The sequence below is a fragment of the Pseudomonas moraviensis subsp. stanleyae genome (genome assembly GCF_036283065.1).
Taxonomy (GTDB): Bacteria; Pseudomonadota; Gammaproteobacteria; order Pseudomonadales; family Pseudomonadaceae; genus Aquipseudomonas; species Aquipseudomonas stanleyae.
Genome location: NZ_JAADJI010000006.1, coordinates 77,116 through 89,499 on the forward strand (window position 1 = coordinate 77,116; position 12,384 = coordinate 89,499).

The 12,384-nt window shown below is 61.4% G+C and carries 11 protein-coding genes; 2 read left to right on the top strand and 9 right to left on the bottom strand.

The annotated features are described in order from the left end of the window. Positions 1-150: 150 nt before the first annotated feature. From GXB78_RS12045 to bioB, 9 genes are all read right to left on the bottom strand, one after another. Positions 151-1,947 (bottom strand): acyl-CoA dehydrogenase C-terminal domain-containing protein, encoded by a 1,797-nt coding sequence (locus tag GXB78_RS12045; RefSeq protein ID WP_329515550.1) that lies wholly within the window; start codon positions 1,945-1,947, stop codon positions 151-153. 90 nt (positions 1,948-2,037) lie between these two features. Continuing rightward, complete coding sequence (locus GXB78_RS12050; RefSeq protein WP_329515551.1) at positions 2,038-3,327, bottom strand: GGDEF domain-containing protein; 1,290 nt, start codon at positions 3,325-3,327, stop codon at positions 2,038-2,040. Between the two features lie 191 nt (positions 3,328-3,518). Then, complete coding sequence (locus tag GXB78_RS12055) at positions 3,519-5,324, bottom strand: phenylacyl-CoA dehydrogenase (RefSeq protein WP_042606676.1); 1,806 nt, start codon at positions 5,322-5,324, stop codon at positions 3,519-3,521. Between the two features lie 274 nt (positions 5,325-5,598). Next, positions 5,599-5,895, bottom strand: coding sequence for a pyrroloquinoline quinone biosynthesis protein PqqE (locus GXB78_RS12060; RefSeq protein WP_253496486.1), 297 nt, complete (start codon positions 5,893-5,895; stop codon positions 5,599-5,601). A gap of 108 nt (positions 5,896-6,003) precedes the next feature. After that, positions 6,004-6,684, bottom strand: coding sequence for a dethiobiotin synthase (bioD, locus tag GXB78_RS12065; protein ID WP_016772864.1), 681 nt, complete (start codon positions 6,682-6,684; stop codon positions 6,004-6,006). Further along, the gene (bioC, locus tag GXB78_RS12070; protein WP_329515742.1) at positions 6,681-7,490 is read right to left on the bottom strand and encodes a malonyl-ACP O-methyltransferase BioC; all 810 of its coding nucleotides are present in this window, start codon (positions 7,488-7,490) and stop codon (positions 6,681-6,683) included. Before bioC ends, bioD begins: the two co-directional genes overlap by 4 nt. After that, positions 7,483-8,214 (bottom strand): alpha/beta fold hydrolase, encoded by a 732-nt coding sequence (locus tag GXB78_RS12075; RefSeq protein ID WP_329515552.1) that lies wholly within the window; start codon positions 8,212-8,214, stop codon positions 7,483-7,485. Before GXB78_RS12075 ends, bioC begins: the two co-directional genes overlap by 8 nt. Beyond that, a complete protein-coding gene (gene bioF / locus GXB78_RS12080) occupies positions 8,207-9,385 on the bottom strand; it encodes an 8-amino-7-oxononanoate synthase (protein ID WP_329515553.1) in 1,179 nt (392 codons plus the stop codon). Before bioF ends, GXB78_RS12075 begins: the two co-directional genes overlap by 8 nt. A gap of 161 nt (positions 9,386-9,546) precedes the next feature. Further along, entirely contained in the window at positions 9,547-10,602 is a 1,056-nt protein-coding gene (gene bioB, locus GXB78_RS12085; protein WP_329515554.1) for a biotin synthase BioB, read from the bottom strand. A gap of 91 nt (positions 10,603-10,693) precedes the next feature. On the opposite strand from bioB, the gene GXB78_RS12090 reads away from it, so the two are divergent. Both GXB78_RS12090 and GXB78_RS12095 read left to right on the top strand, forming a co-directional pair. Next, positions 10,694-11,428, top strand: coding sequence for a ComF family protein (locus GXB78_RS12090; RefSeq protein WP_329515555.1), 735 nt, complete (start codon positions 10,694-10,696; stop codon positions 11,426-11,428). 185 nt (positions 11,429-11,613) lie between these two features. After that, a complete protein-coding gene (locus GXB78_RS12095) occupies positions 11,614-12,378 on the top strand; it encodes a TOBE domain-containing protein (RefSeq protein WP_329515556.1) in 765 nt (254 codons plus the stop codon). The last annotated feature ends 6 nt before the right edge of the window (positions 12,379-12,384 follow it).

The window sequence follows — 12,384 nt, forward strand, 5'->3', positions numbered from 1 at the left end:
TACCTCAACAACTTTTGCGACACATAGGGTCAGCCGGTGACTGTTTTGTTATTTTTAGTCACCATAAAAAATCTCAGCCTTTAGCGGGTCCTACAGATAAAACGCGATGCCCTGTAGGAACTGCCGCAGGTTGCGACCTTTTGCTTTTACCTAAAGCGCAAACGCCTGCGCCGGCAGATTCATCAAACAATCACTCCCCGCCTCGATCGCCGCCCGATGCGCAGCCGTACGTGGCAGCAAGCGCTTGAAGTAAAACTCGCACGTCGCCAGTTTGCCCTTGAGGAAATCAGACTCACCCTCGCCTGCGTCCAGCTGTGCCTGCGCGACCAGCGCCATGCGCAGCCACAGGTAGCCAAGGATGATGTAGCCGCTGTACATCAGGTAATCCACGGACGCGGCGCCGACTTCATCCGGGTTTTTCATGGCGGCCATGCCGACCTTCATGGTCAGGTCGCCCCACTGTTGATTGAGCCCGCTGAGTTGCGCGACGAAGCTGCCCAACTGCGCATGGTCGGCGTTCGCTGCGCAGAACTTGTGGACGATTTTGGTGAAGCCGCGCAGCAGCTTGCCCTGACTGCCCAGCACTTTGCGCCCGAGCAGGTCGAGCGCTTGAATGCCGTTGGTGCCTTCGTAGATCGGCGCAATCCGGCAATCACGCACCAGTTGCTCCATGCCCCACTCACGAATGAAACCGTGGCCGCCGAACACCTGCATGCCGTGGTTGGTGACTTCCAGCCCGGTGTCGGTCATGAACGCCTTGCAGATCGGCGTGAGGAACGCCAACAGGTCTTCGGCCTCCTGACGCGCCTCGGCATCGCTGCTCAAATGCGCGACATCGAGCATCTGCGCGGTGAAATAGGTCAGCGCCCGATTGCCTTCGTTGAAGGCTTTCATGGTCAGCAACATACGCCGCACATCCGGGTGGACGATGATCGGGTCGGCGGGTTTTTCCGGGGCCTTGGCACCGGTCAGGGCGCGCATCTGCAGGCGGTCATTGGCGTATTTTATTGCGCCCTGAAAACTTGCCTCGCCCAGACACAGGCCCTGCATGCCGGTGCCCAGCCGCGCGTGGTTCATCATGGTGAACATGCAGTTGAGGCCCTTGTTCGGCTCGCCGATCAGGTAACCCGTGGCGGCATCGAAATTCAGCACGCAGGTGGCCGAGGCCTTGATGCCCATCTTGTGCTCGATCGAGCCGCAGGAAACGCCGTTGCGCTCACCCGCCTCGCCTGCTCCATCAGGCATGAACTTGGGCACGATAAACAGAGAAATGCCCTTGGTCCCGGCCGGTGCGTCCGGCAGCTTCGCCAGGACCAGATGGATGATGTTGTCGCTCAGATCATGCTCGCCAGCGGAAATGAAGATCTTGCTGCCGGTGATCGCGTAGCTGCCATCGGCCCGGGGCACCGCGCGGGTCTTGATGATGCCCAGATCGGTGCCGCAGTGGGCTTCGGTCAGGCACATGGTGCCGGTCCACTGGCCAGCGGTGAGTTTGCTCAGGTAAATGTCTTTCTGCTCGGCGGTGCCGTGGGCGTGGATCGCCGACATCGCGCCGTGGGTCAGGCCCGGGTACATGCCCCAGGACGTGTTGCTGGAGCCGACCATCTCGCTGATCACCAGCCCCAGCGAGCTCGGCAGCCCTTGACCACCGTAAGCCGGATCGGCCGCCAACCCGTGCCAGCCGCCCTCGACATATTGTGCGAAGGCCTGCTTGAAGCCTGTAGGCGTTGTCACCACGCCGTTGTCGAAATGGCAGCCCTCTTCGTCACCGCTGCGATTGAGCGGGGCCAGTACGTTCTCGCAGAACTTCGCGCCCTCTTCGAGGATCGCGCTGATCATGTCCGGGCTGGCGTCATGCGCGCCGAGCTTGGCGTAGCTGGTGTGGAAGTCGAAGACGTGATCGATCAGAAAGCGCATGTCGCGCAGGGGAGCTTTGTACTCGGGCATGGTGGCTTCTCCGTCAGCAGATTCCTCCAAGCTACTGCTGGCCACCACGGGCGACAATCACTGTGCGGGCGCTGAATGCGCCGTCATCACTCAACCCGTAGCGGCGTCCATGCGCACCGCGCCACGGCGGTTCTGCCCGAACGCCATGACGCAGTTACGCCCGGCGCCCTTGGCGCTGTACAACGCCTGGTCAGCGGACTTGAGCACGTCTTCCGGAGTCCGCTGCTCGACGCGTTCGGCGACGCCGATACTCACGGTCACCGACACCGCCGAGGCGCCGGAACCGCTGCGGCGCTGGCGACCTTGCTGGTCATCCTGCGGGCGGTTTTCCTGGTTGCGCAGCTGAATGCTGTAGGAAGCGATCGATTCACGGATCACTTCCAGATGCGGCATGCACTCTTCAAGGGTTTTGCCTGCGAAGACCAGGGCAAATTCCTCACCGCCGTAGCGATACGCCCTACCGCCGCCACTGATTTTCGACAGTTTGCTGGCGACCAGACGCAAGACCTGATCACCGACATCGTGGCCGTGGGTATCGTTGAATTTCTTGAAGTGATCGACGTCGCTCATCGCCAGCACATAGTTGCGCCCCAGGCGTTGCATGCGTTCGTTGAGCGCGCGTCGTCCCGGCAGGCCGGTGAGCTCGTCGCGGAAGGCCATTTGATAGGCCTCATGCGCAACCGCCGCGGCAATCATCAACATCACCTGGCTGCACATGATGTTGAGGGTGAACGGCAGAATGAAAGTCTTCGGCAGCATCCAGAACACCCCGAGCAAGCCGACCAGTTGCGCCGCGTGCAACGGGCGCGGGTTGCGCCAGTATTGCCAGGCCAGAAGCAGAAACGCCGAGATGAACACCGGGTAGGACAACTGGATCAGGCTCATCCATGCCCCATGCAGCGCCGGCCAGCGGATCTCCGACAGCCACAGCAGCAGCGCCTGGGGGTAACTTTGTTCCAGGCCCAGCGCCACACTGCCAAACGCCAGCAGCACAGCGAACCGCGCGACCATGTCCTGAAACAGATGGGTACGTTCCTGCCATGCGGCGAACAGCCCGAACAATAACGGCAGAAGCAGGCAGACCAGATGGAACACCACCGCAGCGTCTTCGCGCACCTTGCCGTTGTCGCGATAAAAATCGGTCTGGGTGTCGAGCAAAAAATAGGCGATGTACACCGTCAGCATCAGAAAGAGTTCGCGCTGACGCCGGTACACCGCGCAATACGCCCCGCCGAGGAGCAGGACCAGGGTCGGCAAGACGTTGAACAGGGACGTGAAGAACACGCTGAGGTCTTTGACGTACGCAGCCGCCAGCCCCGCGAGCAATAACAGCAGTGATGGCAGGAAATGGCTGAAACGTACAGCGGAAGAACGCGGCAAGGGTAAGCTCCGACCCGTCATAGCAAAGAGATAGCATTGTGCCTGCAAAGTGCAGCCAAGCCCATACAATGTGATCCAGATCACACACTGTCTCTGTAACGGCCGGAAGCTCGACTATCTGAGCCATGCGCAAACAAAAAAACCGCTGCCCCCTAACGGGAGCAGCGGTTTTCGTCAGACTGCGGTGAGGCTTAGTAGCCCAGTGCGAAGTCTTCTTCTTTCATGTCCATCAGGTTGCCAGCGCCCGACAGCATAGTGGCCACGTGAGTACGAGTACGCGGCAGGATGCGCTGGAAGTAGAAGCGCGCGGTTTGCAGCTTGGCGGTGTAGAACGCCTCGTCCGTGGTGCCGGCAGCCAGTTTTTCCGCAGCCAGACGCGCCATGTCAGCCCAGAAGTAGGCCAGGCAGGCATAACCGGAGTACATGAGGTAGTCCACGGAGGCCGCGCCGACTTCTTCGCGGTCTTTCATGGCAGCCATACCGACCTTCATGGTCAGCTCGCCCCACTCTTTATTCAGTGCCGCCAGTGGCGCGACGAATTCCTGGACGGCTTCGTTGCCTTCGTTGGTCTGGCAGAACTTGTGGACGATCTTGGTGAAGCCTTTCAGAGCTTCGCCTTGAGTCATCAGCACTTTACGGCCGAGCAGGTCGAGGGCCTGGATACCGGTGGTGCCTTCGTACAGCATCGAAATGCGGCTGTCGCGAACGTTCTGCTCCATGCCCCACTCGGCGATGAAGCCGTGGCCGCCGTAGATCTGCACGCCGTGGTTGGCGGCTTCGAAACCGACTTCGGTCATGAACGCCTTGGCGATCGGAGTCATGAACGCCAGCAGTGCGTCGGCCTTCTTCTTCTCTTCTTCATCGACGCCATACTTGACGATGTCGACCTGTTTGGCGGTGAAGTACACCATCGCGCGGTTGCCCTCGGCGAACGCCTTCATGGTCAACAGCATGCGGCGTACGTCTGGGTGAACGATGATCGGGTCAGCCGCTTTGTCCGGCGCTTTCGGGCCAGTCAGCGAGCGCATCTGCAGGCGATCACGAGCGTATTTCAGACCGCCCTGGAAGCCGATTTCGGCGTGGGCCAGACCTTGCAGTGCGGTGCCCAGACGTGCGGTGTTCATAAAGGTGAACATGCAGTTCAGGCCTTTGTTCGCCGGGCCGATCAGGTAACCGGTGGCGCCGTCGAAGTTCATCACGCAGGTGGCGTTGCCGTGGATGCCCATCTTGTGTTCCAGCGAACCGCAGCTCACTGCGTTGCGCGCGCCGATGGTGCCGTCAGCGTTCGGCAGGAATTTCGGCACGATGAACAGGGAGATGCCTTTGGTGCCAGCCGGTGCATCCGGCAGGCGCGCCAGAACGATGTGGACGATGTTGTCGGCCATGTCGTGCTCACCGGCCGAGATGAAGATTTTGGTGCCGGAAACTTTGTAGGAACCGTCGGCCTGAGGCTCGGCCTTGGTGCGCAGCATGCCCAGGTCGGTGCCGCAGTGCGGTTCGGTCAGGCACATGGTGCCGGTCCATTCGCCGGAGACCAGTTTGGTCAGATAGGCTTCCTGCTGCTCAGGGGTGCCGTGCTCGGAGATGGTGTTCATCGCGCCGTGCGACAGGCCCGGGTACATGCCCCACGACCAGTTGGCTTCACCGACCATTTCGCTGACTGCCAGGCCCAGCGACTCAGGCAGACCTTGACCGCCGTGCTCGACGTCGTGCGCCAGGCTTGGCCAGCCGCCTTCGACGAACTGCTTGTACGCCTCTTTGAAGCCAGTCGGGGTTTTCACGCCGGACTCGCTCCAGGTGCAACCTTCCAGATCGCCCACGCGGTTCAGCGGCGCCAGTACCTGCTCACAAAACTTGGCGCCTTCCTCGAGGATGGCGTCAACCATGTCCGGCGTGGCGTCTGCGCACGCTGGCAGGCTCTGATAGTGCGCTTCGTAGCCGAGCAGCTCGTCACGAACGAAGCGAATATCACGCAAGGGGGCCTTGTAGTCAGGCATAGCGATAAACCTCTGCTGATGTAACCGGGAATGAACGACCGTGTTGAGTTGTTGTGACGGTCAAACAGTTGTTTGAAACATACGTTTACGCCGAAATCTTGTCAAGCATCGATCTTTTGCCGTTCGTCATCAGCTTTTCCAAACGCCGGAAACGAAATATCGCCGCGACTTCATATAGGCCACGGGCGTTGAAGAAAAGATTAGTTGAGCAAGAAGGACTTAAACGAAAAACGCCGCGACAAGGCGCGGCGTTTCGGGGTTAAAGCAAATTCAATCAGGCGAAGGTGTCGATGATCGTCCCCAGCACTTCGTCGGACGCCTTGGCCACCTTCACGCCCAGCTCTGCCTGGATCCTGCCCTGCGACAGCTCGACGATGTTGCTCGTCAGATCCGACTCCTGTGCGCGATCCACGCCGCGCAGGCGATTGACCTGCACTTCGGACGACTGGCTGGTCACCGAGCGTTCGATGGTGTTATTGGCGATCTGGCTGGCAGCCTGATCGACGCGGTTCTGCCCCGACTGAATCGAGCTCAGCCCAGCATAGAAAGCTGTGTTGCCGGAGATTTCCATAGTCACTCTCATCCCTGCAAAGGATCAATAGTCGCCATTGAAACAGACGAGCCTGCAAAACACCCGTCAAAAACACTAATGGCACAGTGCCTGTTCATAGGCAAAAACTTAGTCGAGCAAATCCAACTGCAAATGCTCGGCTACCGCTTCGGCACTCAACGCCTTGAGTTTTGGCACGCGGCCCAGGCACGGCGCGGGGATGCGCTCGGCGAGGGTTGCAAGATTTTCCTCAAGGCGCGAGGTCTTCGGATCGATGATGTTCGCCACCCATCCCGCCAATTGCAGGCCATCCCGGGCAATCGCCTCGGCGGTCAGCAACGCGTGACTGATGCAGCCCAGCCTCACGCCGACCACCAGAATCACCGGCAGCTTCAGCGCAATCGCCAGGTCCGAGAGATTATCCTGATCGGCCAAAGGCACCCGCCAGCCGCCCGCGCCTTCGATGAGGGTGAAATCGGCGTTCATCGCCAGAATCCCGCGCATCGGCGCCAGCAACGATTGCACCGTCAGCGCCACACCCGCTTCGCGCGCCGCCAGATGCGGAGCGATCGCCGGTTCGAACGCCACCGGGTTGACCTGTTGATACGTCAGCGGCAAAGAACATTCGGCCAGCAGCGCCAACGCATCGGAGTTGCGCAAGCCTTTGGGCGTGACGTCGCAACCGGAAGCCACCGGTTTGCCCGCCGCCGTGCTCAAGCCTGCCGACCGCGCCGCATGGAGCAATCCGGCAGCGACGGTGGTCTTGCCGACATCAGTGTCGGTACCGGTGATGAAATAGGCTGCGCTCATAGAGGTTTCTCCAACACGGCGTACACCACCTGATACGTTGCCGGCAGTCCCGACGCCTGACGGAACCGCTCATACGCGTCGATCAATCCGAGGATACGCGCGCGCCCGGTCAGACCGCCCGGCCGCCCGGGATTCAGATTATGCGCGCCCAACGCCTTCAGCTCATGAGTCAGGCTGCGCACATCCGGGTAATGCAACACGTGCGGCCGATTCTCTAGAGCCATGATGCGCATGCCACTGGCAGCACATAACTGTTCATAGCAGGCGAATTCGCGGAAGCGGTTGACGTGCACCAGCCCGTCGACCTGCTGCCAACTCTCACGCAACTCGAACAGCGTCCCTGTACACAGACTAGCAAACGCAAAAATCCCGCCCGGTTTCAGCACGCGCAAGGCTTCGCGCAGCACCGCATCGAAGTCGGCGCACCACTGCACGGCAAGACTGGAAAAAATCAGGTCGAAACTCGCATCCTGCAACGGCAGCCGCTCGGCATCGCCCGCAATGAAATGCTCAGCACCAGCCAGCGGCCGTGCGTGATTGAGCATGCCCTCGGCAATGTCCAGCGCGACCCCGCTGCTCGGGGTAAAACGCGAGGCCAGCGCTCGGGAGAAATAGCCAGTCCCGCAACCGAGATCCAGCCATCGCGACGGCATGAAATTCGCTGGCAAGCGCTCAATCAATTGCGTACCGACGTCGCGCTGCAATTCGGCGACGCTGTCGTAACTGGCCGCCGCGCGGGAAAAAGACGCCGCCACCTGACGCTTGTCGGGCAAGCCCCCGGGCAGCACGAGGGACAGATCATTCATCAGCGCACTCATGTAGAAACGCCTGGATCGCGCCCGCGATTCCGTGCGGGTCTTCCAGCAGAAAAGCATGGCTGGCCTGTTCGATCAGACCAATTTCGATATCCGGCAACAGCGCGAACAACGCGCCGGGCGCTTGCGCCGGGACCAGAGCGTCCTGTCCGCCGAACAGATGCAACTGCGGGCCGCGGAAGGCCTGCAACGCCTGGCGCGTATCCAGTTGCGCGAGCAGCTCCAGACCCGCCATCAGTGCAATCGCCTCGGTGGCTGGCGCGCCACCGAGCAGCAAGCGCGACAAGCCACGCGGGTCTGGCGAACCTTGCGCACATAGGAGAGCGAAGCGCTTGAGGGTAGTTCGCGGGTCGGTCCGGCAACCGGCAAGAAATGCATCGAAAGTCTCGCCGGGCATCGCGCTCGACCACTGTTCATGGGCGACAAACGCCGGATTGCTCGCCAGCGTCAGCACCCCGCAGCACGCGTCGCCGCGGCGGGCTGCCAGTTCGCTGGCGAGCATTCCGCCCAGCGACCAGCCACCGAGCCACACTTCCTGAGGAATGCGCGCGTCAAGTTCGTCGAGCCATTCTTCAAGGTTGGCGGAATCCAGCTCCGGCAGCGGCTCGATTTCGACCTGCAAATGTTCGTCGAGGCCACGCAATGCCGCCGCCAGCGGTTCCAGCGGCGATATGCCAAGTCCCCAGCCGGGCAGCAGGATCAGGCGATTACGCATGGCTTGGCTCCAACGATAATCGGGCGAAACAATCTGCCAATCCTTCCAGCAACTGCTGCACTTGAGCCTCGCTGTGGGCGGCGGTCAGAGTCACGCGCAACCGCGCGCTGCCGGCAGGCACGGTCGGCGGGCGAATCGCAGTGACCATCAGCCCGCGCTCGCGCAACAGCTGCGACAACCGCACGGCGCGGCCGGCATCGCCGATCATGATCGGCTGGATCGGCGTGAAGCTGTCCATCAGTTCCAGCCCGATCTGCTCGGCGCCGTGGCGGAACTGGCGAATCAACATCTGCAAGTGCTCACGGCGCCAATGTTCGCTGCGCAGCAGCTCGAGGCTTTTCAGCGTCGCGCAGGCCAATGCCGGTGGTTGGCTGGTGGTGTAAATGTACGGGCGGGCGAACTGGATCAGGCTTTCGATCAGCTCTTCGCTGCCGGCGACAAACGCTCCGGCGGTGCCGAAGGCTTTGCCGAGGGTGCCGACCAACACCGGCACATCGTCCTGGCTCAAGCCAAAGTGCTCGACAATACCGCCGCCGTTGGCGCCCAGCGTGCCGAAGCCATGGGCGTCATCAACCATCAGCCACGCGCCTCTGGCCTTGGCCTCGCGGGCCAGCGCCGGCAGGTCGGCGATGTCACCGTCCATGCTGAACACGCCGTCGGTGACCACCAAAGTGCTGCCAGTGGCTTTCTCCAGGCGCTTGGCCAAACTCTCGGCATCGTTGTGCAGGTAGCGATTGAAACGCGCGCCGGACAACAGGCCCGCGTCCAGCAATGAAGCGTGATTGAGCCGGTCTTCCAGCACCGTATCGCCCTGCCCGACCAGCGCAGTGACCGCGCCGAGGTTGGCCATGTAACCGGTGGTGAACAGCAGCGCACGCGGCCGGCCGGTCAGATCAGCGAGCGCTTCTTCCAGTGCGTGATGCGGGATGCTGTGGCCGATCACCAGATGCGAGGCGCCGCCACCAACGCCCCAGCGCTCGGCACCGTCGCGCCAGGCTTCGATCACTTGCGGGTGATTGGCCAGGCCCAGATAGTCGTTGTTGCAGAAAGCGAGCAGCGGTTGGCCGTCAACTACCACTTGCGGGCCTTGCGGCGATTCGAGCAGCGGGCGCTGCCGGTAGAGGTTGTCGGCACGGCGGGCAGCAAGGCGTGCGGCGAGATCGAAAGACATGCAGGCCTCGATTTTTCAAATGACACAGATCCCCTGTGGGAGCGAGCCTGCTCGCGAATGGGCGTCACATCCAACATGGATGTTGGCGGCCAAACCGCTTTCGCGAGCAGGCTCGCTCCCACAGGGGTTTTGCATTCCTTCAGCGCAATCCGCGCGGTTTATTACACCGCAGCGTTATAGAACTGCTCGCTGCTCTTCTGCTCCACCAGCGCCTGCTCGATCGCCGCCTGGTGCACCTCATCCGCATGCTCTTCGCGAGCCTCCGGCTGGATACCGAGGCGCGCGAACAGCTGCATGTCCTTGTCTGCCTGCGGGTTGGCGGTGGTGAGCAGTTTGTCGCCGTAGAAAATCGAGTTGGCGCCGGCAAAAAAGGCCAGGGCCTGCATCTGCTCGTTCATCGCTTCGCGGCCGGCAGACAGGCGCACATGGGATTGCGGCATGAGAATGCGCGCGACGGCGAGCATGCGGATGAAATCGAACGGATCGATGTCTTCCGCATTTTCCAGCGGCGTGCCGGCGACTTTCACCAGCATGTTGATCGGCACCGACTCCGGGTGCTCGGGCAGGTTGGCCAACTGGATCAGCAGATTGGCGCGATCATCCAGCGATTCGCCCATGCCGAGAATGCCGCCGGAGCAGATTTTCATCCCCGACTCGCGCACGTAGGCCAGCGTTTGCAGGCGCTCGCTGTAAGTGCGGGTGGTGATGATGCTGCCGTAGAATTCCGGCGAGGTGTCGAGGTTGTGGTTGTAGTAATCGAGACCGGCCCTGGCCAGCGCTTCGGTCTGCTCCTGATCGAGACGGCCGAGGGTCATGCAGGTTTCCAGGCCGAGGGCTTTTACCCCTTCAACCATCTTCAACACATACGGCATGTCTTTGGCCGACGGATGTTTCCACGCCGCGCCCATGCAGAACCGCGTCGAGCCGATGGCTTTGGCCCGGGCCGCCTCTTCGAGGACCTTCTGCACTTCCATCAGTTTTTCTTTTTCCAGACCGGTGTTGTAGTGCCCGGATTGCGGGCAGTACTTGCAGTCCTCGGGGCACGCGCCGGTCTTGATCGACAGCAGCGTCGAGACCTGCACGCGGTTGGCGTTGAAATGTGCGCGATGCACCGTTTGCGCCTGGAACAGCAAGTCGTTGAATGGCTGTACGAAGAGTGCTTTGACTTCGGCCAGAGACCAATCGTGACGCAGGGTGGCGGTGGTGCTCGCGCTCATGGGCAATTCCTTGGTTATGCTTGGCTGGCGCCGCGGAAAATGGAATATCCACAGGCGCAACACGGATGTTCGGCATATTTAAGGAAGAGTGATGCGCTGTCAACCGCAATACCAAGGACAGGTTTACATCTGTTTAAAAAACGTACAGACCTGTTTGCTGTGCGATGAGCCCGCAGAAGCACAAATGCCAATGTGCGAGGCTTGCGAAACCGAGTTGCCCTGGCTCGGCAGTCACTGCCAGAGCTGCGCTTTGCCACTGGCGGTGGATGGCCTGAGCTGCGGCGATTGCCTGCTAGAGCCGCCGGCCTTCGAACAGGTAGCGGTGCCCTGGGTGTATGGCTTCCCGGTGGACAGCCTGATTACGCGCTTTAAACACAACGCGAAATGGCCGTTTGGTCACCTGCTCGCCGACGTTCTCGGCCAATACCTGCAACATCGTTTCGACGAGGACTTGCCGCGACCTGATGGGCTGCTGCCAGTCCCGCTGGCGAATAAACGATTGCGTCAACGAGGATTCAATCAGGCGGCGATGCTCGCGCGCTGGTTGAGTGTGTCGCTGGATCTGCCCTGTGAAGAACAGCTTGTGCGGCGAATCGTGGACACCGACGCCCAGCAGGATCTCGACGCCAAGGCGCGCAAACGCAATTTGCGCAACGCCTTTGCGCTGCTGCCTGAGGCGCAGGTAAGGGGCCGGCATTTCGCGCTGGTGGATGATGTTCTGACCACCGGAGCGACCGCTCAGGCGCTGGCGCGGTTGTTGATGAATGCAGGTGCGGCGCGGGTCGATGTGTACTGCCTGGCCCGCACGCCAAAACCAGGTACCTGAAGCGAATACAGATCTCATGTGGGAGCGAGCCTGCTCGCGAATGGGCATCACATTCAACAAAGATGTTGTTGGTCAAACCGCTTTCGCGAGCAGGCTCGCTCCCAAAGGGGCTCTGCGTCAGGCTTGACTCATGCGTTGCAAGTGGCCAACGTCCATTTCATCGCCCGAGCCAGAAGCGTTCTGCCATGTCCCTGCCCTCCCTGCTCTCCCAGCACATCGTCCGCCGTCCGCAGCGCATTGCCCTGCTGCAGCATATCGCCGAGCAGGGCTCGATCACCCGTGCGGCGAAGAGTGCTGGGCTCAGTTACAAGGCGGCGTGGGACGCGATCGACGAGTTGAACAATCTGGCGCAGAAACCCTTGGTCGAGCGTGTGGTGGGCGGCAAGGGTGGTGGTGGCGCCAGACTGTCCAGCGAGGGCGAGCGGGTGCTGCGCCTGTATCAGAAATTGCAGGCGTTGCAGGCGCAGGTGCTGGAAGCGGCGGAAGACGCCAGCGATCTCGACCTGCTCGGGCGGCTGATGCTCAGGACCAGTGCGCGCAATCAGCTGCATGGCACGGTGGCGGCAATTCAGGCGCAGGGGCGCAACGATCTGATCCGGCTGGAACTGGCCGAAGGCATTGCTCTGCATGCGCAGATCACCCACGACAGCACGCTGCAGCTGGAATTGCAGGTCGGCAGCGAAGTGATGGCGCTGATCAAGGCTGGCTGGCTTGAACTGCTCGGCGCCGATCAGCCGGCAACGCCCGGACACAATGTCCTGCGTGGGACCATTGAAGCGATTCTTGATGCCGAGGACGGCCCCAGCGAAGTACGGATTTCCCTGCCCAACGGCCACACCCTCTGCGCCTTGGCCGAACCGCTGCACTTGCGCAATCAGCGACTCGCCGTGGGGTCTGCGGTGCAGGTGCAATGCGCGCCGTCCAACGTGCTGATCGGTACGCCGCTCTGATTCGCC